This is a genomic window from Exiguobacterium sp. RM11 (genome assembly GCF_059821525.1).
This window is the reverse complement of record NZ_CM187558.1, coordinates 1,436,498-1,458,047: the sequence shown is the minus strand read 5'-3', so window position 1 is coordinate 1,458,047 and position 21,550 is coordinate 1,436,498. Positions and strand designations below refer to the sequence as shown.

The 21,550-nt window shown below is 44.9% G+C and carries 25 protein-coding genes; 20 read left to right on the top strand and 5 right to left on the bottom strand.

Annotated features, from left to right (window positions below; genetic code table 11):
* Positions 1-97: 97 nt before the first annotated feature.
* Both AC5LIL_RS07655 and AC5LIL_RS07650 read right to left on the bottom strand, forming a co-directional pair.
* Positions 98-889 (bottom strand): class I SAM-dependent methyltransferase, encoded by a 792-nt coding sequence (locus AC5LIL_RS07655; RefSeq protein ID WP_499823782.1) that lies wholly within the window; start codon positions 887-889, stop codon positions 98-100.
* Positions 890-929: 40 nt separating this feature from the next.
* Entirely contained in the window at positions 930-1,241 is a 312-nt protein-coding gene (locus tag AC5LIL_RS07650) for a hypothetical protein (RefSeq protein WP_026826028.1), read from the bottom strand.
* A 180-nt stretch (positions 1,242-1,421) separates the two neighbouring features.
* Here AC5LIL_RS07650 and AC5LIL_RS07645 point away from each other — a divergent pair, with 180 nt between their 5' ends.
* From AC5LIL_RS07645 to AC5LIL_RS07615, 7 genes are all read left to right on the top strand, one after another.
* Positions 1,422-2,285 (top strand): cation diffusion facilitator family transporter, encoded by an 864-nt coding sequence (locus AC5LIL_RS07645; protein ID WP_499823781.1) that lies wholly within the window; start codon positions 1,422-1,424, stop codon positions 2,283-2,285.
* An 87-nt stretch (positions 2,286-2,372) separates the two neighbouring features.
* Positions 2,373-2,849, top strand: coding sequence for an N-acetyltransferase (locus tag AC5LIL_RS07640; RefSeq protein ID WP_499823780.1), 477 nt, complete (start codon positions 2,373-2,375; stop codon positions 2,847-2,849).
* 47 nt (positions 2,850-2,896) lie between these two features.
* Positions 2,897-3,886 carry a LacI family DNA-binding transcriptional regulator gene (locus tag AC5LIL_RS07635; protein ID WP_499823779.1) on the top strand — a complete coding sequence of 330 codons (990 nt, stop codon included), beginning with the start codon at positions 2,897-2,899 and terminating at the stop codon, positions 3,884-3,886.
* 107 nt (positions 3,887-3,993) lie between these two features.
* On the top strand, positions 3,994-4,932 hold the full coding sequence (locus tag AC5LIL_RS07630) for a carbohydrate kinase family protein (RefSeq protein ID WP_499823778.1): 939 nt from the start codon (positions 3,994-3,996) through the stop codon (positions 4,930-4,932).
* Between the two features lie 2 nt (positions 4,933-4,934).
* Positions 4,935-6,365, top strand: a complete 1,431-nt coding sequence (locus AC5LIL_RS07625; RefSeq protein WP_274664777.1) for a sucrose-specific PTS transporter subunit IIBC — start codon at positions 4,935-4,937, stop codon at positions 6,363-6,365.
* Between the two features lie 19 nt (positions 6,366-6,384).
* Entirely contained in the window at positions 6,385-7,803 is a 1,419-nt protein-coding gene (locus AC5LIL_RS07620; RefSeq protein ID WP_499823777.1) for a glycoside hydrolase family 32 protein, read from the top strand.
* A gap of 99 nt (positions 7,804-7,902) precedes the next feature.
* Positions 7,903-8,316, top strand: a complete 414-nt coding sequence (locus tag AC5LIL_RS07615) for a YhfM domain-containing protein (protein WP_499823776.1) — start codon at positions 7,903-7,905, stop codon at positions 8,314-8,316.
* 24 nt (positions 8,317-8,340) lie between these two features.
* Here AC5LIL_RS07615 and AC5LIL_RS07610 read toward each other — a convergent pair whose 3' ends face one another.
* Positions 8,341-9,186: an alpha/beta fold hydrolase gene (locus AC5LIL_RS07610; RefSeq protein WP_499823775.1), complete on the bottom strand. Its 846-nt coding sequence runs from the start codon at positions 9,184-9,186 to the stop codon at positions 8,341-8,343.
* A gap of 116 nt (positions 9,187-9,302) precedes the next feature.
* Here AC5LIL_RS07610 and AC5LIL_RS07605 point away from each other — a divergent pair, with 116 nt between their 5' ends.
* The 4 genes from AC5LIL_RS07605 (at position 9,303) to AC5LIL_RS07590 (ending at position 12,670) form a co-directional block, all read left to right on the top strand.
* On the top strand, positions 9,303-10,310 hold the full coding sequence (locus AC5LIL_RS07605) for a helix-turn-helix transcriptional regulator (RefSeq protein WP_274664773.1): 1,008 nt from the start codon (positions 9,303-9,305) through the stop codon (positions 10,308-10,310).
* A gap of 200 nt (positions 10,311-10,510) precedes the next feature.
* Entirely contained in the window at positions 10,511-11,371 is an 861-nt protein-coding gene (locus tag AC5LIL_RS07600) for a metal-dependent hydrolase (protein ID WP_499823774.1), read from the top strand.
* Between the two features lie 9 nt (positions 11,372-11,380).
* Positions 11,381-12,145 carry a DUF817 domain-containing protein gene (locus tag AC5LIL_RS07595; protein ID WP_499823773.1) on the top strand — a complete coding sequence of 255 codons (765 nt, stop codon included), beginning with the start codon at positions 11,381-11,383 and terminating at the stop codon, positions 12,143-12,145.
* An 84-nt stretch (positions 12,146-12,229) separates the two neighbouring features.
* Entirely contained in the window at positions 12,230-12,670 is a 441-nt protein-coding gene (locus AC5LIL_RS07590) for a hypothetical protein (RefSeq protein WP_499823772.1), read from the top strand.
* A gap of 19 nt (positions 12,671-12,689) precedes the next feature.
* On the opposite strand, the gene AC5LIL_RS07585 is transcribed toward AC5LIL_RS07590, so the two are convergent.
* The gene (locus tag AC5LIL_RS07585) at positions 12,690-13,004 is read right to left on the bottom strand and encodes a hypothetical protein (RefSeq protein WP_214783135.1); all 315 of its coding nucleotides are present in this window, start codon (positions 13,002-13,004) and stop codon (positions 12,690-12,692) included.
* A gap of 207 nt (positions 13,005-13,211) precedes the next feature.
* Here AC5LIL_RS07585 and AC5LIL_RS07580 point away from each other — a divergent pair, with 207 nt between their 5' ends.
* The 7 genes from AC5LIL_RS07580 to AC5LIL_RS07550 all read left to right on the top strand — a co-directional run bounded on the left by AC5LIL_RS07580 (position 13,212) and on the right by AC5LIL_RS07550 (position 18,985).
* Positions 13,212-14,072, top strand: coding sequence for an ABC transporter permease subunit (locus AC5LIL_RS07580; protein WP_499823771.1), 861 nt, complete (start codon positions 13,212-13,214; stop codon positions 14,070-14,072).
* Positions 14,072-15,115, top strand: a complete 1,044-nt coding sequence (locus AC5LIL_RS07575; protein WP_499823770.1) for an ABC transporter permease — start codon at positions 14,072-14,074, stop codon at positions 15,113-15,115. The genes AC5LIL_RS07580 and AC5LIL_RS07575 overlap by 1 nt, the downstream gene beginning before the upstream one ends.
* A gap of 99 nt (positions 15,116-15,214) precedes the next feature.
* A complete protein-coding gene (locus AC5LIL_RS07570; protein ID WP_499823769.1) occupies positions 15,215-16,126 on the top strand; it encodes an NAD(P)-dependent alcohol dehydrogenase in 912 nt (303 codons plus the stop codon).
* A gap of 127 nt (positions 16,127-16,253) precedes the next feature.
* A complete protein-coding gene (locus tag AC5LIL_RS07565; protein WP_499823768.1) occupies positions 16,254-16,892 on the top strand; it encodes a carbon-nitrogen hydrolase family protein in 639 nt (212 codons plus the stop codon).
* 73 nt (positions 16,893-16,965) lie between these two features.
* Complete coding sequence (locus AC5LIL_RS07560) at positions 16,966-17,493, top strand: DUF2199 domain-containing protein (protein ID WP_499823767.1); 528 nt, start codon at positions 16,966-16,968, stop codon at positions 17,491-17,493.
* Positions 17,494-17,507: 14 nt separating this feature from the next.
* Complete coding sequence (locus AC5LIL_RS07555; RefSeq protein ID WP_499823766.1) at positions 17,508-18,254, top strand: hypothetical protein; 747 nt, start codon at positions 17,508-17,510, stop codon at positions 18,252-18,254.
* Between the two features lie 41 nt (positions 18,255-18,295).
* Positions 18,296-18,985: a toxoflavin lyase-like VOC family protein gene (locus AC5LIL_RS07550; protein WP_499823765.1), complete on the top strand. Its 690-nt coding sequence runs from the start codon at positions 18,296-18,298 to the stop codon at positions 18,983-18,985.
* 14 nt (positions 18,986-18,999) lie between these two features.
* Here the strand turns inward: AC5LIL_RS07550 and AC5LIL_RS07545 are convergent, their stop codons facing one another.
* Positions 19,000-19,815 carry a diguanylate cyclase domain-containing protein gene (locus AC5LIL_RS07545; RefSeq protein ID WP_339963019.1) on the bottom strand — a complete coding sequence of 272 codons (816 nt, stop codon included), beginning with the start codon at positions 19,813-19,815 and terminating at the stop codon, positions 19,000-19,002.
* Positions 19,816-20,033: 218 nt separating this feature from the next.
* Between AC5LIL_RS07545 and AC5LIL_RS07540 the strand changes: the two genes are divergently transcribed.
* Entirely contained in the window at positions 20,034-20,582 is a 549-nt protein-coding gene (locus tag AC5LIL_RS07540; RefSeq protein WP_499823764.1) for a Rossmann-fold NAD(P)-binding domain-containing protein, read from the top strand.
* Positions 20,557-21,534, top strand: a complete 978-nt coding sequence (locus tag AC5LIL_RS07535) for a serine hydrolase domain-containing protein (protein ID WP_274665149.1) — start codon at positions 20,557-20,559, stop codon at positions 21,532-21,534. The genes AC5LIL_RS07540 and AC5LIL_RS07535 overlap by 26 nt, the downstream gene beginning before the upstream one ends.
* Positions 21,535-21,550 lie beyond the last annotated feature (16 nt).

Sequence of the window (21,550 nt, the reverse complement as noted above, 5' to 3'; positions counted from 1 at the left end):
AGCTTGTTGTAAATGTACCGTTTGTGTCTGATTAATGTCAATATTCAGAAAATAATAACCAAAAAAAGAGCCTAAAGACCTATTTAGTCAATATGTACTAAATAGTCTTAGACCCCAGGTCGATATATCCATAATGGAACTTCGATGTTTTTCGCTTTATGTGAGTAAAATCATAGCGTTTGAAGGCATCGCTCTCATAATGCGCCTTTAAGACAATTCGTTTCTTAGCTACTCGTTTCGCTTCAATAATCAACTCTTCCGAGAGTGGGGAGGTGTCGGCGATTGAACGAAGTGGGTTCAGATGAACCGACTCTGAAATCGTTTTTTCGAACATCGGATCAAAGTAAACACAGTCGTACGAATTTTCCTCACACGATTTCAAATAATCGAGAGAATTCGTATGAACGACCTCAATGCGGCGCATCGCCTCATTCACCTGCTCATCTTTTTCGACCCAAACGGACATGCCTTCCCGGACGAGTTGTGCCGTTATGAATTGGCTTTCAAGACCGATTACTTTACCGGTTGAACCGACGGCATGGCTCATGACGATACTGTCCGATCCGAGTCCGAGCGTACAGTCTAATATACGATCACCAGGTGTTGCTTGTAATGCGTCAATGAGTGGGTCTGTTCCGCCACGACTGAGTTGCTTCACCCGAAAGACCGAACTAGAAGGGTGAAAAAAGAATGGCTCTTTACTTTGCAGGGGTGTGAACTCAACACGTCGCTTGTCAAAGACAAGTACATCTTGGTGATGCCGCTTTTTCAATTCTTCAATTGAATGTTTGCGTCGCTCGATAAATTTCATGTTGTATGTGGTGGCATGCTTTTGCGCTCGATACAATACTTCGTCTGTCGGACGTAAACAAGTGGTTACGATATACATGGGACGGGCTCCTTCACAAAAAATGAGACGCACTCGCGTCTCATTTTTTCTTACTGAGTAAATCTGACAGTTCGTCAATCAGTGCTTTGTGAGAAGCAAGTTCTTTCTTCTTCTCGTCGTTCACGTTCACCGGACGTTTTGAACGGCTTTGAAGTGCTTCTAGTGTTTCGTCGATTGACGATTTCAACGTATCACGCTCTTCAGGTTTCAAAGATACTTCGTGAGGATTTTCTCCAGACGCATCTAACTCACGAAGGCGCGCCATCAATTGTTTCGCTTCACGATTCAAATCCACTAGTAATCTGTCAATTTGTTCCAAACGCAATTTGATTCCATCTCGTTCTGTAAACATTTGTTTCACCTCTTTTGCGGTTTAACCTTAAGGTCTCTTCCTGTTTACTTTACCATAAAATTTGTTAAACGAAACTACCGGGAATATATTCCATTTATTTTGGCTGTAAGAAACATTGTTTCTCTATCCCCACACGAAGTTCACCTGCTATACTAACTGAGCTAATAAGGAGGTGGGCGGATGGAGACTACAAATCATCCACCAAAAGCGCTCAAGGGAGCGATTGTGTCGATCACGGCATATTTGATCTTATCTATATTAAAAGTATTCTTCGGATACTTATATGAATCTGAGGCGGTTTTAGCCGATGGATTCAACAATACGACAGATATTATCGCGTCGGTCGCCGTCTATATTGGAATTCGGGTTGCTGCGTTACCACGGGATGCCGAGCATAAATATGGTCACGCGAAGATGGAGACAATCTCCGCTCTCATCGCTTCATTGATCATGATTGCGGTCGGTATTTTCGTCTTCTTTAATAGTCTGTCGAATTTAATCGGGGGAGCATATGCAGAACCGAACCCGTTGGCAGCGGTCGTCGCATTCGCCAGTGCGCTCGTCATGTTCGGGGTGTATTGCTTCAACTTGAACCTCGCGAAGAAAACAAAGTCATTGGCACTCAAAGCTGCGGCGAAAGACAATTTGGCCGATGCGATGATTTCTATTGGTGCGACACTAGGTGTCTTATTCGCATATTTCCAAGTTCCATGGATGGACACGGTATTAGCAATCATTATTGCCGGTATGATTGTCCGGACAGCGATTCAAATCTTTTTAGATGCCACCCATCAACTTTCTGACGGATTCCCTCCACACCTTGTCGAGACATATGAGGAAACGATTGAACAATTTGAGCGTGTGAAAGAAGTTCGGGAAATTAAAGGGCGTCATTTAGGAAATCACGTAATGCTCGATGTGACGATTGCAGTTGACGGTGATTTGACCGTGGACGCGGCCCATGAATTGTGTGACGAAATCGAACGAAAACTGGATGAACAGCATGCGGTCGATTCGGTGCATATTCATATTGAACCGATTTGACGTTCGGTTATCTTTTGCGCTTCATGATTGGATTCGTTTATAATAAGCGCAGACAGATATTGAACTACTAGTTAAGGAGGGCACGGGATGAACATCGTGCGTCAACCTATTCGCCAAATTGATGAGATCGAATATGAACATTTTCAGAAATATGGAGAAAACGCATATGGCGTTTCTGCTGAAGAGTTGAAAGGAATCTTCGAAGAAATGGGGTCGGAGCAACTATATCATGCAGAAGAGCATAGTTACGGAGAGGACTTTTATTACGACTTGATGGTCGATGACAAACTTGTCGGTAAAGTCTTGTTGCTCAAGCTTGCCCGAGTTTACCAACTTGACCTGATGGTGTTCGATGCATACAAAAATAAGGGATATGCGACGGAAGGTTTACGTCTCGCCTTATTGGACTCAAAATTGATGGATGGACAAACAGTCCGGGCCGGCATTCCACCGACAAGCCCACATCAACAAGAGATGCATCAAGTGCTCGTTCAAAACGGATTTGAAAAGCGGAACGGTCTATATTATTTAAATTTTAAGAAACGATATGTAGTAAACCATTAAGCTGACGGCGTCTCGCACGTCAGCTTTTTTCATATGGAGGGGTAAGGATGAAGCAGGTCACCATTAAAGATATAGCCGAACTCGCAGGGGTCGCAAAGAGTACAGTCTCCCGCTATTTGAACGGTGGGTCGGTAGGGAAGGCGACGAGAGAGAAGCTCGATCGGGTCATTCGGGAAACCAATTATGAACCGAATCAATTCGCCCAAAGTCTTAAGTCAAAGCAGACGAAGATGATTGGGGTCATCGTTCCGCGACTCGATTCTTACGCTGCCTCGCGTACAATGATGGGAATTGATGAACGATTGACAGAACGAGGCTATCAGATGCTTGTCGTCAACACGGCACAACAGACGGAACGAGAGATTGAACAATTATACAACCTCGCCAAACAAAAGGTCGCCGGCATCATTTGGCTCGGGACGACTGTCACCGACCGTCACCTCGAAGCAATAGAGGCGATTCAAATCCCGGTGTTGCTGATTGGTCAACAGCATGATAACGTCCACAGTCTTGTCTACCCAGACTATGAAGCCGCATACGCCCTCGGTAGTGAGTTCACGAAATGGGGTCATCGGGACGTCATCTACGTAGGTGTTTCGGAGTCAGATATCGCAGTCGGACAAGATCGGCGCGATGGATTTTTGAAGGCGCTTCATGAGGCGGATGCACGCGTCACAGTCGTTCAGACAACCTTTAAAATCGAGGATGCCATTCCTATTGGAGAACGGTTGGTCAAAGATATTGGCTCGACCTCACTCATTATTTGTGCAACAGACAATATTGCCCTTGGTGTATTGAAGGGACTGGCGAATCAAGGGATTTCTGTTCCGAATGACATCTCTGTCAGTGGCTTTGGAGGCTATGATTTCACGGAAGTCTTACATCCATCGATTACGACCGTCCATCTTCCGTATCGGCGAACTGGGGCTAAGTCGGCTGATATGATGCTTCAACTTTTACAAGGAAATGACGTCCCGATGAAAACGTTCACAATTTTTGAATTAAAAGTGCGCGAAAGCGTTGACAAGCTGAATTAAATCGTTTACATTTGTGTTGCGGAACCGGTTCCGCAACATTTTTTATTCTAAATTGGAACCGGTACCAATTGTATGTAGAACTTATAAGATTTTTGGAGGTGGACGATATGAACACCGTACATTGTATCGGCGAATTGTTGATTGACTGGGTATGCGAGGATGCCTCGAGCGACCTCGTCAACGGAACGACGTTCGTCAAAAAAGCAGGTGGCGCACCTGCAAATGTGGCGGCAGTCGTCAGTAAGCATGGTGGACAGTCGAGTTTTCTCGGACAAGTCGGGAATGACCCGTTCGGTCTCTTCCTGAAACAGACGTTGACCGACAACGGAGTCAGCACAGATAACCTTGTTGAATCGGGAGATACGACATTCGCTTTTGTGTCGATTCAAGAGGACGGAGAGCGGGACTTCACATTCCGTCGTGGAAGTGATGGAGATTATGCGTTTGAATCCATCGATTTGTCATTGATTCAAAAAGGTGATCTCATTCATTTCGGTTCTGCGACAGCATTACTAGATGGAAAACTAAAAGACGCGTACTTCAAATTATTGCAATTTGCAAAGCGGGATGGTTTGTTCATCTCATTTGACCCGAACTATCGAGATGCGTTGATCACGGACCTTGAGCAGTTCAAACAAGATGCGAGACATTTCATCGCAGAATCAGACTTCATTAAATTGAGTGAAGAAGAAGCGCACTTGTTGACCGGTAAAGAGCAACTTGAAGACGCTGTTCAAGCACTACTTCAATTAGGTGCAAAACAGATTGCGATCACATTAGGGTCTCGTGGGACGTTGATTGCGACAAGCGCGCATCATGAAATCGTTCCTTCAATCTCAATCGACAGTGTCGATTCGACAGGAGCGGGAGATGCGTTTGTCGGTGCTTATTTGTATCGGTTGGCGACGCTCGGATTTGACCCGGAACGCTTACGTTCCGACATCGAATATGCAAACGTAACGGGTGCATTAACATGTACAGCTTATGGCGCTATTCCAGCAATTCCATCACAACAACTTGTGAATGAAACGTTAGGAGGGAAATGAAGATGGATTACAAAAAAGAAGCTGCATCGATATTAGAAGCGATTGGCGGGAAAGAAAACGTAGCGGCAGCCGCCCACTGTGCGACACGCCTTCGTCTCGTATTGAACGATGAGTCAAAGGTTGATGAGAAAGCACTCGAACAACTTGATGTGGTTAAGGGAACGTTCTCAACGGGAGGACAATACCAAATTATCATCGGGCAGGGTACGGTCAACAAGGTTTATGCTGAATTTTCACAATTGACAGGTCTTGGAGACATGTCAACGACAGACGTGAAGTCAGCCGGAGCGAAAAAGATGAACCCGCTCCAACAGTTTGTCAAAATGTTATCGGATATCTTCGTTCCAATCATCCCGGCCATCGTCGCCGGCGGTCTCTTGATGGGGATCAACAATTTATTGACGGCACCGGATTTGTTCTTCGAAGGACGTTCATTGATTGACCAGTATCCAGGCATGGCAGACCTCGCAGCAATGATCAATACGTTCGCAAATGCCGCCTTCGTCTTCCTACCTGTACTCATAGGTTTCTCTGCAGCCAAGCGGTTCGGGGGTAACCCGTATCTTGGTGCAGCGCTCGGGATGATCATGGTTCACCCGGACTTGATCAATGCTTATGCACAGGCAACTGTTGAAGAGATTCCGGTTTGGAACATCTTCGGTCTCGAGATTGAGAAGTTAGGATACCAAGGACAAGTCTTACCAGTTCTCGTCTCGACGTATATTTTATCGAAGCTTGAAATCAATATTCGGAAGTTCATGCCGGCGTCACTTGATATCTTGCTTACGCCGTTACTCTCACTCCTCTTCACAGCGTTCATCACGTTCGCATTCGTGGGTCCAATCACACGTGAAGCAGGGAACTTGATCATTGATGGGTTGGTATGGACGTATGATTCACTCGGATTCGTCGGTGGTTTGATCATGGGTCTTCTCTACGCCCCAATCGTTATTACAGGTATGCACCATAGCTTCATCGCGATTGAAACACAACTTCTTGCTGATATCGCCGAAACTGGCGGATCGTTCATCTTCCCAATCGCTGCGATGTCGAACGTCGCACAAGGGGCGGCTACACTCGCTGTCTTCTTCTTGACTGCTGATAAGAAGATGAAAGGTGTCGCATCAGCGTCAGGAATCTCAGCATTACTTGGAATCACAGAGCCTGCCATGTTCGGGGTTAACTTAAAGCTTCGTTATCCGTTCATCGCAGCCATCGTCGGTTCAGCTATCGCCTCTGCATTCATCGTCGGAAACGACGTATTGGCAGTAGCGCTCGGTGCTGCTGGGTTACCAGGAATCATTTCTATCGCACCTGGTTCGATCATCTCATATATCATCGGTATGGCCATCGCATTCGCCGTGACATTTGGATTGACATTCATCCTCGCGAAGCGACAAGCAAAAAAAGAAGCGGTCAAACAAGCCGCGTAATGAAAAAGGAAGTGACACTATGAATTGGACGAAGGCCGAACGTTATCGTTCACTCCGTGACGTGAGCGCCCTCGAAATGGAGGTGCTCCGTACAAAGACGGCCGCATCCCCGTGGCGGTTTGGATACCATATCCAGCCGCCTACGGGCCTCCTCAATGACCCGAACGGCTTCGCATATTACGATGGAGAGTACCATCTATTCTATCAGTGGTTCCCGCTCGGGCCAGTTCACGGTCTCAAACATTGGTACCATGTCAGTTCACCCGATCTCGTCCATTGGACGGACCGCGGGGTGGCGTTAGTCCCTGAAACGAAGGAAGATTCTCATGGTGCATATTCTGGAAGTGGATTCGTCGTTGATGACACCCTTCACGTGATGTACACCGGGAATCATCGTACCGACGATTGGACGCGTCACGCCTCGCAAATTATCGGTGTCTTACGTGACGGGGTAATTGAGCGTCGTAATGTGGCGATCCCGGATATTCCAGCAGGCTACACGGAACATTTCCGTGATCCGAAAGTATGGGAAGAAGATGGATCGTATTATGCGATTGTCGGTGCACAGCGAACGGACGAGACAGGATGTGTCGTCTTATATCGTTCGACCGACTTGAATGAATGGACGTTTTTAGGTGAAGTGAAGACCGAGCTTGAGCGGTTCGGTTACATGTGGGAATGTCCTGACGTGTTTGAACTGAATGGAAGACATGTCCTCATTTTTTCTCCTCAAGGGATTGAGCCTGAGGGTCATCGCTACCACAACATCTATCAATCCGGATACGTCACAGGTACGCTTGATTTAGAAACGCTCGTCTTCACGCACGAGTCATTTGAAGAGCTCGACTTCGGTTTCGACTTTTACGCTCCACAAACGACGGAGCATGATGGTCGTCGTATTCTAGTCGGCTGGATGGGCTTACCGGAGATTGAATATCCGACGGACCGCTACGGTTGGGCCCATGCGTTGACGCTTCCTCGAGAACTCTCGCTTGAAGATGGCGTATTAAAACAACGACCAGTCCCTGAAATGAAGCAACTTCAAACTAATCAGTTCGCAGACGAATCAGGTACGCATATCGAAATGATTTCGCCCGAACGTTATGAATTGAAATTGTCGACGTCCGGAGAAGACTTCGAGCTTGAACTATTGAAGACAGAAGAAGAGTCGCTTGTGATTCGGTACGAGAAAGATACACGCGAATTGACCATCGATCGGACAAACGCGGGTGAACCGTTCGCGACCGAGTTCGGGACGACTCGGACAAAAGTGATTGAGGTCACGTCCCTTCATCTGTTTGTCGATTCCTCAAGTGTTGAATGTTTCGTCAATGACGGTGACGCAGTGGCAACGCTTCGCGTCTTCCCAAGTGACGACGAGAAACGGATTCGCTACATCGGAGCGGATGCGACATTAGTTGGTTGGAAGTATGAATGAGTGTAAAAGCTGAGCGTTTGCTCGGCTTTTTTATTTTCCAAATGTTGAAACCGTTTCACAAAAACAAACGTATATAAAACGAGACGGGAGGTTAGAGTGATGGATAAATGGATTCGTTTAGCAGGTGAGATACGTAAAGTGACGATGTCTTATAAAATCGATACAGAAGAACTCGAGAGAGAAGAAATGGAACGAGTGATGGTGGCGGAGTCATCAGAGCGCGGAACATTCAATCCAGAAGTAGCGTTAGAGTTTCATGAATTGAGCCAGGTGCGGGTCTTCGCGGAAATGCTCCGAAGTTCAGAAGAAATCGAAGGCATTGAGATTGAAGTGGCTCCTGATTTCGATCTTATGTTGCACTATAAGGGTGGAGAACAGGAATGCTATCAGCTTTGGCTAGGACAACCGAACCGCCCAAGTATCATCACGAAATTTGGACGGGAGGACGTGGTCTACAAGATACCGGAACATAGTACGAATCGATTGATTGATGTCCTCGGGTTACATACGTAAAAAAAGCACCTCTTTATGAGATGCTTAAGAGTTGAATCGAATGAATCGTTCGATTTGTCGCTCTGATTTTCTAGCTTGCCGTCCGACCCAAATCAAGTGACCCGGGCTGTTCAGGATTGTTAGCTGAGCATGGGGGATCAAACGCTTCGCATAATAGGCGTGGCGAACGGGTACTGCTTTGTCATTTTTCGAGTGAATGATATAGGTCGGGCACGACACACCAAGTAAGACTTCGCTCGATACACGCTGTTTCAAATCGAACTGTGCGCCAAGGCCAAACGCCATTTGATTGGCGACACGTTTGAGGAGGAAGATGTCATAAGGAGACACCTCTTCCCGAATCGTCTCGAGTGCCAACACACTCGTCGATTGAATCATGCGTGCTGTCGCTTCGAAAGGATGTTTTTGAATGGCACGAGCAATGAATTGTTTCATGATGTATTGAAGCGCGATGAATGCAGGTTGGACAATATTTCTGCTGACTGTGTCCCGATACGGAAAATCGACGACACTCGTTACAGCCGCAGCTAGCGTCAAGCTTTGTACACGTTGGTTTTGAGAAGCGAGCTCAATTGCGGTCGGTCCTCCGGCAGAGATGCCATAAACATGATATCGATCTATTTTTAGCATTTGCATCAAGTGAGCGAGTCGGGATGCAAAGAGTTGAGGAGATGCTGAAAAAGAGTACGGTGTTTCTCCATATCCGGGTCTAGATGGGACTATGACCCGAAAACCGGACAAAACGAGCTGGTCCACATGGTATGGTTCTAAACTCGATGACTGGGTCCCATGAATCAGTACAATCACAGGACCGTGACCACGGTCTATATATTCAATTTTTGAGCCGTCGACGTGTGCGTAATATTTCACTTCAGATGGCGCCTCCTTAAACAGTTTGTAATGGAAAATACCTTTATTTCGTGGAAATAAAATGATAATGTCTGTTTATACATATTATAGATATAGAAATGAAAGGGGATAGAACCGTGAATAACCGAGAGCGGTTACTTGAAGTTCGACGTTTCTTCGAACGTTACACGGATGAAGCAAATCCTAAAACACTAGAAGATTTGCTCGAATACTTGTCAACAATTGGAGATACTTCTAAGTTAGCAAAAAAATCGGTGAAAGACGATATCCAAGCACTGAATAATTCGGGGTTTGAAGTGCAGGATGAGTTGGAGAAGAATGGTCTCGCCAAAAAATATTGGCACTCTGCTCGTTTGTTCGAGATTCACGAACTTCGGATGATGGTCGATGCGATCGTCGCAGCCAAATTCATCTCGGAAGACGTGACTGAAGAGATCGTTGAAAAGCTTCAAATGCTGACGAGCAATCCTGAAGCGAAGACGTTGCAATCGATCATTAAGACACCGAAGAAAAAGCACGGACAGATACCGTACCACATCGACCGCATTCAGCGAGCGATTCATGAACGGAAAGCCATCTCGTTTCAATATACGGACGTCATCGGATTTGACGTGACAAAGCGGACATTCCCACTCCGTCGTGACGGAGAGCGGTATGTCATCAATCCAATCGACTTGCATTGGAACCACGAACAGTATTACTTGATTGGGATCGATGAATCGATTGGAGAGGTTCGGAACTATCGGGTCGACCGAATCGTCAACTCCGAGATTGTAGAAGACGGCACCATTCGTCCGAAACACCATCTGCCAGATGACTATTACCAAAAGTCCTTCAATATGTACAACGGCTTGGATGAACAAATCGTCTTGTCGGTCGATGAGCGTGTTCTACCGGTCATTTTCGATAAGTTAGGAGAAGACGTCTCTGTGTCTGAACATGAAGAACGCTTCCTCATCCGTTTCGATGCGGCCGTGTCTGACGGATTCATTTACTGGTTGCTCTCTTTAGGGGCACAAGTAGAAGTTGTTGAACCACTCACGCTCCGCGACCATATGAAGGCAACGATTAAGAAAATGGCAAATACTTATGAGAATACAAGCATTCATTCATCCATCGAGTAATCAGATGTGCTATACTGCTTGCGACACTTAATGAAGGGGGACAGGCGGATGTTGAATTGGATGCCATTGATCATTCCGATTGTCGCTGTCATTTTCGTAACGATCGTCGCAAGACGCGCCATGAAAATGGATAAAGAGAACTAACATGAAGAGACATCATCCTTGATTGGGAGATGTCTCTTTCGCTATGGAGGTATAACGTGGATACGATTACACATACGTTATTCGGTTTAACGCTATATGGTGCAGCCGATAAACGTGATTTACAACAACATGAAAAACGAGCCTTGTTCGTCACGACGCTCGTCGGGAGTCAAATCCCGGACAGTGATGTGATTTCAAGACTATGGGACACGGAAGGGATGTATCAGATGTGGCATCGCGGCATCACACACTCCATCTTTCTCGTCCCGCTCTTTGCACTGCTCATCTACATACTCGTTCGTCTCCTCTTTCGAGTGACGGACATCCGCTATTTTTGGTGGGCCCTATTGTCTGTGTTCATCCACAATACATCCGACTTGTTCAATGCGTGGGGGACAGGTTATTTTGAACCGATTTCAGACGTGAGGATCACGTTCGGTGTGATTCCGATCGTAGATTTTGTCTATTGGGGAATCTTCTTGGTCGCCTGGCTCGTCGCGCGTAAACAAGAAGTCCGCTATAAGACGTATCGGTATGCATGGGCTGCCCTCGTCCTGTATGTCGCGATTCAAAGTGCGCAAGGAGCTTACTTGTATCAGACATATGCAGATGAACATGACGAAGTAGCCCTTTCGGCTTCTTTCATCCCGACTCAGTTCACCGTCATCACAAAGACTGACGAAAACGTATCGCTTTATACAGACTCTATTTACCAAGAGGCAACCTTGCAATACAACTTGACGTCTGACGAACAAGTAAGTCTCGAACCATTGTTTGAAGCGAATCAAGAGGCGCTCACATTGACCAAATGGTCACCGTTCGTCGTCATCGTGGCAAATGAAGAACGGCTCGGCGTCTTTGACCCACGTTTTTATGACGGGAAGTCTTCTTTCTTATACGAATATATAGAAAGGTAGGATCAATCGATGGGACGCATCCGTTATCTCTTTATTTTCGCTTATGAACAAGCCCTCAGCTGTATTTTCCCAGTCGCCATCTTCGGTGCACTCGCCGTCACGAAATTTTTGGAGTTGCCGATTCCCCGTTACGATGTCTTATTTATCTGGTGTGTGCTCGTCCAAGTGTTCCTCGTAAAAACAGGACTTGAAACAATCGAAGAAGTAAAAGTCATCAGCTGGTTCCACGTCATCGGTCTCGGACTTGAACTATTCAAGGTACAGATGGGGTCATGGAGCTATCCGGATGAGGCGTTCACAAAAGTATGGGGCGTCCCACTCTATGCGGGCTTTATGTATGCGAGCGTCGGAAGTTATGTCGTTCAAGCGTGGCGTCGTCTCGATTTACAGTTCACGAAGATGCCCAACCCAATCATCGCTTTCGGACTAGGCATTGCGATTTATTTCAACTTCTTCTGGCACCATGTTTGGCTAGATCTGCGATGGCTATTGATCGCACTTATCTTCTTGGCGTTTGGCCGCTCGGTTGTCTCGTACAAACTCGATGACCGGCGATTCAAGATGCCGGTCGTGCTCTCGTTCTTCTTGATTGCCTGTTTCATCTGGCTTGCTGAAAATATTGTGACCTTTTACAACGGCTGGGCGTATCCGGACCAGTTGAACGGCTGGGCCATCGTTGATTTAGGGAAACTATCCTCTTGGTTCCTACTCGTCATCATCAGCATCCTACTTGTCGCTTGGCAAAAGCGAAAGCTGGAGTATGAAACGACTTAACTCGACGTGTGTCGAGTTTTTTTGTGAGAAGCTTCGAATCTTTTTTCGAGGAAATTCGTATTATAAATTGAGGTGATTGGGTTGTTGGAAATTGTATTCTATTGGTTCATTGGATTATTGTGTCTCGCTTCTCTTGTCATCTATTGGATGGAGTGGCGGAAGACACGCGATCGTGTGAAATTAGGTCAAGCTGCTATCGCGATCTTTGCATCAGTGGTTGTACTTGGAATGGCGGGAATGGAGACGTACGACCGTATGACGACGAATTACATCGTCGAGACGGGAGAATGTTATGTCGTCGATGACCGATCATCGAAGGGTTCATCGAACGTGACGCTATGGTTCGGCGAGCGGTCATATGGCTTCAAGGAAATTCCGGATGTTGCATATGGTCCGGGGCATGTGTTTACATGTCGCGCGACGATGACGAAGCAGTTTCAAAGCGGGATTGACTATGAGTTGAGATCAGAGGAAGGTCAGTTGTTGTTTTCGACTTACTCACAAAAAAGTAAAAAAACCGATTGAGATGGAAGCATTCCACTAATCAATCGGATTGTTTTTTATCGGAAGAGAATCTTTTTTGCCGAATGTTCTCTAAAAATATCGGAAGGAGATTCAAGAAAATCGCCGCAATCGTCAAGAACCATAATGCGCGTGACATTCCGGGCACCACATCCTTTAAGGCAGCCCAGTCCTCTGCATCGACCCACATATTGATTAGGCTATACTCGGCGCAAAGTGTTAGTGCAGTCAAGGACAGCGCAATCGCCATTGGCAGTTTGTAATCTTTCTCCATCATAAAGACAGTCAAGTTCAACAGCGTTGCTCCAATGGCCGCCAATCCAAAAATAATCCACATGCTTCAACCTCCTAAATATTTCTATAAATCCATTATAGCATACATCATTATCCATCATGATTTCTGAAAATTGTTTCTATTCACATAATAAATATGCTAGAATCAATGGAACGTGTCTTTGGATATAATTCCCTTTACAAAGTGAAGAGATAACGAGAGTCCTTCCACACTTACGATTGAGATATGTCATCTAAAGGAGACAGAACTATGGCCTATATTGCACGAAAATCTGCACATCTTGTCATCGCATTCTTTGTCTTGATTGCAATCAGTGCGCTACCGACGATCGTCGTTCAAACAGATTTTAGTCTGACGAGTTACTGGAACGGCATCCAACAACAGCTGGACCAACTCCAAAAACTTGATGAGATTACATACTACAACGTCACCGCTCAAACAGATTTACCTTTATTGCCTGCACTTGAGCCACTCGTCAAAGAGTCGGTCATCATTTTTACGACGGCGCTTGCCGTGTCGACCATACTTGGTCTCCTGTATGCCTACTTCTATTATCGGAGCGGCAGACGGGTTCGCACCGTCCTGCACCAAACGAGTCAAACGCTCGAAATGGTGCCTGATTTATTTTGGTTAATCTTTTCACAATTTCTCGCCATTTCTATACATAGAGCAACAGGGTTTGACCGAATCGAAGTAGCTGGTGGGTTCGCAGAATACATACGATTTCTACCAATTGTCACATTGACACTGACAACGTTATTCTTCTTTATTAAATGGTTGACCATCCATATCCATGAACAAGAAGCCATCTCTTACCTTGAACTTGCCCAAGCGAAAGGGATTCGACCAAGAGGACTGTTTTGGAACCATTTGTTGCCGAACATCATCTATCGCTTCTACCTCTTTTTTCGTTCAAACATCATCACCATCTTATCGACACTTCTCATCGTAGAATATTTGTTCAACGTCCAGGGACTGTTTCGATTCGCCGTCTACAACCCGCAGATGGAGATCTTACTGGTCATCTTATTCGTCATCTATATCCCGATTTTTCTGTTGGATTTACTGATTGAATGGATTATTCCGAATGCATGGAAAGGAGGGATTTGATGCGACGCGTATTAATGCGTGACCCGATTTTTATCTTCTGCTTTGTCATCGTCACGGGTCTATTGTTGATGAGTGTTGGAAATACCGTGTTTCGTGATGGGAACGTAGATCAAACGCTTATGCTCTACTCGGATGAAGGGAGACTCATCGGAATCCCACCACTTGAACCTTCGAAATATCAATGGCTCGGGACAGACAATGCTGGATATGATTTATTCCAGATGCTCGTGGAAGGATTTAAATGGACCGTTAGTATCTGTGCGATTGTCGCACTTGGGCGCATGACCATCGGTTTATTGGTTGGGATACCGCTTGCTTTCAGGGGAGCGCGATTGAATCACTTTTTTAAAACGTTGCTCGATGGATTCTTGATTTTACCGATTTCGTTACTCGCATTGATGATGCTCGCCTCGACGATGATCTTTTGGGATTCGACACAAGTTCCTCCACTATGGGATCGGGTGAAGATTGAGCTAATCGTTTTAGTCGTTCTCGGGTTACCTGCCGTCACGTTATATCTCATCACGGAGATTCGTCAATTGTTACAACAAGAGTTTATGATTGTTGCCCAGACGCTTGGTGGGAGTGTCTGGCATCGTGTGAGACTACATCTATTGCCCCATCTGATTCCGACGCTTGTCATCGTTTTTATGCAACAGTTCGTACAAACGCTCATGTTGCTTATTCATCTTTCATTGTTTGGAATCTTCTTTGGCGGGACTGTTCTTTTACATGAAGGTGTCATGCCGACGATTTATGAATGGTCTTCGATGTTTGGATACTATTTCGGACAATTCACAGCGATGACATGGATGACAAATCATCTATTCCTGATTCCTGCGATTGCGCTCGCAGCGCTGATTTTTATCTTTAATTTATTGACCAGTCGACTCGAACGGGCGTTCCGTCTACGTCGACAAGAACCGATGGTGACCGAAATAAACATCGCACAGTCGGAAGCAGCAGCCGCGTCGCTCGACAATCCGTTTTCTCTCGTAGATGCGAGTGTATCAATAAAGAATGAACCGGATGATATCGTATGATGTCATCTGGTTTTTCTATGCCAAATCGACTGAACCCTCATGATTGCGGGAACATATATAACAGAATGAAGTGACAAATCAGAAAAGGAGTGAATCAACGTGAAAGCTGCGATTTGTACGACGTATGGGGGACCAGACGTGTTCGTCATTCAAAACGTAGACCGCCCGAAGCCAAAAAGCAATGAGCTACTGATTCAAGTACATGCATCGGCCGTTCACTCAGGAGATCGACGACTTCGCGCACTGGACGTTCCTGCACTCGGAAAACTACCGATGCGGATAGTTATGGGGTTCAAGGCGCCAAGACAACCGATTCTTGGTGTCGTGTTGGCAGGTGTTGTCGTCGAAACAGGTCGTAGTGTGAAAAACTTTCAGATTGGAGACAACGTGTATGCGCTCACGGGTATGAAGTTTGGTGGATATGCGGAGTTTGCTTGCGTGAACGAATCGAAATGTGTGGTTCAGATGCCCGAGCATGCCAGCTTTATCGAGGCGGCGGCACTTCCGTTCGGAGGGACCACCTCGTTACATTTTTTACGGAAAGCAAACATCGAACATGCGACAAATGTTTTGATTTATGGTGGATCAGGTGCGGTCGGCTCCACTGCCGTACAGATTGCAAAACATTTCGGCGTACATGTCACAGCAGTTTGCCATGAGCGGAACATCGAGCTCGTGAAGCGACTTGGGGCAGATGTGGTCGTCGACTATTCGAAAGAAGGCTACGACCGTGAATTGGGTACGTATGATGTCGTGTTTGATGCGTCTGGAAAAATTGATAAGCGATTGGCTCGAAAACATGTTGCGGAGAACGGGTCATTCCGTTCTGTTGCGGGACAGGGGCCAGCGAGTGAACGAAAAGAGGATTTGAGGTTCTTGAACGAATTGTTTGAAGCAGGAGAGTTGCAACCCGTTATTGATTCGGTTTATCCACTGGATGAGATTGTCAAGGCACACCGATATGTCGATCAAGGGAGAAAAGTTGGGAATGTGATTGTGACAATTGAATAGGAATGAATCAGATGATTGATAGTATTATGAAAACAGGATATCAATGTTGAACTTCATAGTGAGGTACGTTCTACCATCTCACTTACATATAAATAGCAGACGTGGGCAATGAGACGGAGGAGTAATGATGAATATATTAATTGGACAACCTAAAATGGAGCAAGATCTTAAGCAATTGAAGCTAGAGATTGAGGCGAACCCGACAGTAGACTTGATTCTCTATCCGGAGGGATATTGTACATATACAGAATTAGATATGATCCGTCAGTTAGCTAGTGCATTCAAGACGGCAATTGTTTTAGGTTATCGGGATGATACGAATAAAGATCGGGTCCTCATTGTAAATAAGAAAGGTGAAACGCTGTTAACGCGACGGAAAACACCTGAAAGTGTGCGCTTGTTCATGCCATCAAGTGTCAAGGACGGAGCGGAGGAATACGGATACTTACTTTGCAGGGAGATTTTTATGGGGGTAGAGGGATTAAAGAATCATGAGCATCTATCAATCATATTCAATCCAATCGGGGTCGGGATGTTTAGTGAAGAACAATTCATGGAGTGGTCCGAAGAAGCGAGAAAGACTGCGATGGAACGTAAAGCGATGATTATCGGAACGAGTCACGCGGATGGGTCGTATCGAAATTGTGGTGTATCGATACCAATCGCGTATTGTTATGATGAAAAGGGTGAAGAAGTGTTTCTATCGAAAAATGATACGAGGACGAGAGTGTTAGATACTGTTTCAAAAGGTACAATGATTGTCTGACCTATTATAATATTATTAGCATTTTGTTATTTCACATACCGTATTTTAACTTAAAAATAGAAAGAGAGAATGTATGAGATACCCATTCAAACGAAAACACAACAAAAATTGTACTTGCTCAAAATGTGGCAGGAATACAGAAAGTGAAGTTGGTTTTGGATCAAGGATGCCAACAGTTCTAAACGGATTGACAACACGTGAGATGAAAAAACGTGTCGTATTGACAGATGATGTATGTGTCCTCGATGAAGCCCACTTCTTCATTTACGGATGCCTTGAGATTCCGGTCATTGGGGAAGAGAATCCATTCATCTGGAACGTCTGGGTATCACTCAGTCCGGATAACTTTTTCAAAGTCATCGATTCATGGGATGAACCCGCTCGTGTTGACCTCGACCCGATGTTCGGCTGGCTATCGACAGACCTTCCCATCTATCCGGACACCATCAATTTAAAAACGAATGTCCATATGCGTGAAGTCGGACTACGCCCGTTGATCGAACTCGAACCGACGAATCATCCTCTTGCCATCGAGCAGCGCAATGGCATCACGAGGTCGAGGGTCGATGATATTTTCCAACTCGTTGAAGATGATGAATAAAGGAGGTAAACAGGGTGAGTCAATTGAAGTCATCCTTGATTTTCGATTTAGATTCAGGAAATCAAGCGCTCACTTCCATTCAGCAGACCATGTTAGAGCGAATCGAGGTACTTGTTCACGACAAACAATTCAATGAACTTGAACATTTCATGCGCAACTCTCCGGACATCGAGCAGCTGTTGATCGACCATGTGATGCTTGACCCGACCGATTCATATCGTTGGGATTTGCTTATCGGTTATGAACGGATGGATCGGATTGAAGATTATGATCGAGTGAATGCGTTTTGCCGAACAGCCTTTTCATACCATCCAGATAAACCTTTCTATTTTGCCTTGGCGTTATATGACATAGGGTGGAATGATTTCGAGATGGACGAAGAAGTCATTGAGGTGGCGAATCGATGCATAGAAGAGGCTTCAGCTGAGGTTTCTGCATTGATTTGTCTAAGCATGTCAAAATCGCTAAGACATATGGAGCGAGAGTATCTGGTCAAGGCCATTGAAAGATGTCCGCGGGCAGTTCAGCCCTACTTTTCTTTAGGAGAATATTTCATGCGACACAATCCGAGGTTGGCCAAATCTTATATAGAGAAGGGACTTGTTCAACTGGCTTTGACTTTCGACGATTCAAGTGAAAAATGTGTGACTCAAGTGATTGGCTTCAACCCACACACTTGGCAGAGGGACGTTCGTAACGAGCTGTTAGGCATGGATATGAGTTCGACAGCATATAAAAAATACAAGCGAATGATCAAATGAAGGAATCAAGAATAGTGATGAGGAAGGCGAGGAGGGATTTCATGAGAATCACAGAAACTACACTGTACACGAACCGGCTTGACGAAATGAAACGTTTTTATACGGAAAAACTTGGATTATCAGTCATTGAAGAAGACTCGACGAGTTTTCGAATCAATCTAGGTGAAGATGCGCTGGTGTTTCAAGAGGCAGCGACCATTCGAGAGCGACAGTATCATTTCGCCATTAATATCCCGTCCAATCGATTCAAAGAAGCGAAAGAATGGATTAAATCACGTGTTTCACTTTTGAGTGAAGATGATGAGGATGAGATTTACTTTGAAGGGATTGATGCCTCGTCACTTTATTTTTACGATGCGGACGAGAATGTCGTCGAATTGATTGCTCGACATTCGATTAACCCGGAAAGTGATGCAGAGGTATTTTCTACTGATGACTTTCTTGGAATCGGCGAGATGAGCTTGACTGCAGTAGACCCGCTTCATGTCGCACAAGAACTTGCGAATATCGAGATTCACCGCCGAGACGGCAACCCAATCGATGAACGTCATCTGAATTTTTTAGGCGCACCGAATAGCGATACATACATTTTATTGGTGCCAGAAGGTCGTGTGTGGCTGTTTTCACCAAAGCTGTCGATACCGAGCCCTATTCAAATGACGATCAATCGGCAATATGTCATTGAAATCGATAAGAATCACAAATTACAAATTCGTTCTATCAAAAAATGAGTTCATTCCTGAACTCATTTTTTTTCGTCTTCACTCAAGTACATCCGAATCTCATCCAAACTCATAAATGAATTCTCTAAGGTCACTTCAAATGATTTATCTAAACAATCAATAGTAAGTGGTTCGCCATCTAGACGAGAGTATCCTTGTAACAGTGGTTTGATGCGTTCATGAACGATTTGTGCATTTTCGAGTGAGGTTTGAGGAAAAAGGATGGCAAATGTATCGGAGGCAACCCGATATTTTTTATCAGTCCGTCGTGTCGCTTCATGTAATTCGTCACTGAAATAATCTAAAAACCATTCATATTCGGATCGACCATAACGTTTTTCGAAATCGTTGAGGAGCGGTAATGTGACGAATGTGACGACGAACGTTCCACTATTTCGAATCAATCGATCCCGCTCTGCTTCAAGGTCCATGAAGAATCGATTACGATTATCGAACCCGGTCTCAGGATCGACGGCAATTAATTGACTGACTCTCGCTTCTGCGACACTCAATGCAAATTGTGAGCGAAATAAACCGACTTGAAGCAAGTAAGCTAGAATCGTCAACATCGCAAACAACAGAAGAATCAGTAGTTGAATATTTAAGGGAATTGTAGTTCCAGACATCATGATGAAAAAGTAAGCGCCGAACCCTAACGAGATCAGGACTCCAGATGCTCGGTGTATGAGTAGCGTTGAAAGATAGAGGACAGGGATACAAATCATCCACCAGACCGGTAGATTGTTCATCATCAGAACAGAAGACAATAGAGTACTTACGATCAATGAGCCAACGATGAGCGCAATCAGTTGAAGTGACATGGCAGACCAATGTCGCATCTCATCTCCCCCTTCCTAAAAGAAATAAATTGCAATAGTAACACTATTATCCATTTTCCGAAATAGTGATCATTCAAACTGATTCGTACACTTGATTCATTATAAGTGATTCTTTAATTGAATAACGGGATATTTTTGAAAATACGCCAATGTTTCAGAACACTTCTTTACCGAAAGAGAGTTCATTGATTGGTGTATAATGGAAATGAGGTGATGACATGAATCAAAAACATATTTTAATTGTCGGTGGTACCGGAATGTTAGCTGAAGTCACATCTTGTTTAGCAAGCGAACATCTTGTCACTGTCATCGGGCGAGACCCGGAAAGAATGGCAAAAGTCGTTCGACGAAACCCTGAAACGTGTCATTCACTACTACTTGATTATCGTAGCGAACAGGATTTATCAAAAGGGCTACAAGAATCGATCAAGCGGTACGGACCATTCAAACAAATCATTGCATGGGTACACCGGGACTCCGGGAAGGCGATGCAAATCATCTTGAATCATTCATTGCATGCAGATGTTCTACATATTTTAGGGAGCCAGGCGAACTCCGAACAGGAGAAACGGTCTTTATACATAAACGAACAACAAACGTACCGACAAGTCCAACTTGGCGCAATCTATGAGCATGAAACTTGGCGTTGGCTGACACACGAAGAGATTGTGAAGGGTATACTAACCGCTTTGCACCAACAATTTGATTATCAGTGTATTGGTATAAATAAGGAGGAATCGGATGCTCACGAAAGAAAGAATGAGTGAATTGATGAAGAAACATCATGTCTCTCAAATAGATATGGTATTTGTTAATGAGAGTGAAGAAATGTCTGTATATCGAATGGGAGATGCTTCTCCTGAGGGCAGAATGTTTGCCGCCTGTTCCATCAGTAAACTTGTAACGTCTATTCTTATTCTTAAGCTAGTTGAAAACCGGAAGCTGAGTCTAGACTCTCCAATCAACGACTATTTTGCCTCTTTTTCGTTGAATGATCAAAATGGTATGCGTTCCCAGGTCACAGTCCGTCAACTCATCCAACATCAAGGGGGTCTGGTCGATTTACCGAATCAGTTTGGAACAACGGTTCAACGTACAAGCTTTCCGTCAATGAAAGAAATCCTATCGGGCACGACACCATATTATGAACTTCCTGTGTTTGTTCAGTCACAGGAAATAGGTAAGTTCCATTATTCAGATGCAGGTTACTGTTTACTTCAATATGCGATAGAGGAATGTATGTCATCTACATTCGAAAAGATTATGTCTGATTTCATCTTTACACCACTCAATATGAAAACGAGTTCGTATGACTTGGAGATAGTGGAGAAGTTTGGCGTTAATGGGATTGAGCCAGATGAATCAATCGTTTCTGCATATACTTGTTTTTACCCGTATCCCGCAGCGAGCGGTCTATGGACGACGACTTCGGATTTAGCGACGCTCGTCAACGCGATTACGACAAAAGGGTTCTTGAATACTGAGTCAAGAAGGATCCTGTTCACAACCTCTTCTATGAATGCTGAAGTAGGACATGGTCTATTTCTAAATCCGAATGAACCGAGTAAAGGATTCTCGTTCGGTTGGGGTATTGGGTTTCAAAGCATACTCGTAATGGAGAAAAACTCTCCAATATGTTTGATTTGTTTGTCAAATCGGAATGAAGGAATTCATCAGTTTGAAGGGATGATTGGACAGGTGCTACGTGCATACACATAACATAACGTGAGGAGGT

Coding starts and splice junctions, on each gene's coding strand:
- AC5LIL_RS07545 (WP_339963019.1), bottom strand. CDS start 19,815: ATGCGACATTGGTCTGCCATGTCACTTCAACTGATTGCGCTCATCGTT.
- AC5LIL_RS07585 (WP_214783135.1), bottom strand. CDS start 13,004: ATGTGGATTATTTTTGGATTGGCGGCCATTGGAGCAACGCTGTTGAAC.
- AC5LIL_RS07625 (WP_274664777.1), top strand. CDS start 4,935: ATGGATTACAAAAAAGAAGCTGCATCGATATTAGAAGCGATTGGCGGG.
- AC5LIL_RS07535 (WP_274665149.1), top strand. CDS start 20,557: ATGCTCACGAAAGAAAGAATGAGTGAATTGATGAAGAAACATCATGTC.
- AC5LIL_RS07565 (WP_499823768.1), top strand. CDS start 16,254: ATGAATATATTAATTGGACAACCTAAAATGGAGCAAGATCTTAAGCAA.
- AC5LIL_RS07575 (WP_499823770.1), top strand. CDS start 14,072: ATGCGACGCGTATTAATGCGTGACCCGATTTTTATCTTCTGCTTTGTC.
- AC5LIL_RS07540 (WP_499823764.1), top strand. CDS start 20,034: ATGAATCAAAAACATATTTTAATTGTCGGTGGTACCGGAATGTTAGCT.
- AC5LIL_RS07595 (WP_499823773.1), top strand. CDS start 11,381: ATGGGACGCATCCGTTATCTCTTTATTTTCGCTTATGAACAAGCCCTC.
- AC5LIL_RS07645 (WP_499823781.1), top strand. CDS start 1,422: ATGGAGACTACAAATCATCCACCAAAAGCGCTCAAGGGAGCGATTGTG.
- AC5LIL_RS07640 (WP_499823780.1), top strand. CDS start 2,373: ATGAACATCGTGCGTCAACCTATTCGCCAAATTGATGAGATCGAATAT.
- AC5LIL_RS07620 (WP_499823777.1), top strand. CDS start 6,385: ATGAATTGGACGAAGGCCGAACGTTATCGTTCACTCCGTGACGTGAGC.
- AC5LIL_RS07580 (WP_499823771.1), top strand. CDS start 13,212: ATGGCCTATATTGCACGAAAATCTGCACATCTTGTCATCGCATTCTTT.
- AC5LIL_RS07560 (WP_499823767.1), top strand. CDS start 16,966: ATGAGATACCCATTCAAACGAAAACACAACAAAAATTGTACTTGCTCA.
- AC5LIL_RS07630 (WP_499823778.1), top strand. CDS start 3,994: ATGAACACCGTACATTGTATCGGCGAATTGTTGATTGACTGGGTATGC.
- AC5LIL_RS07615 (WP_499823776.1), top strand. CDS start 7,903: ATGGATAAATGGATTCGTTTAGCAGGTGAGATACGTAAAGTGACGATG.
- AC5LIL_RS07650 (WP_026826028.1), bottom strand. CDS start 1,241: ATGTTTACAGAACGAGATGGAATCAAATTGCGTTTGGAACAAATTGAC.
- AC5LIL_RS07635 (WP_499823779.1), top strand. CDS start 2,897: ATGAAGCAGGTCACCATTAAAGATATAGCCGAACTCGCAGGGGTCGCA.
- AC5LIL_RS07550 (WP_499823765.1), top strand. CDS start 18,296: ATGAGAATCACAGAAACTACACTGTACACGAACCGGCTTGACGAAATG.
- AC5LIL_RS07655 (WP_499823782.1), bottom strand. CDS start 889: ATGTATATCGTAACCACTTGTTTACGTCCGACAGACGAAGTATTGTAT.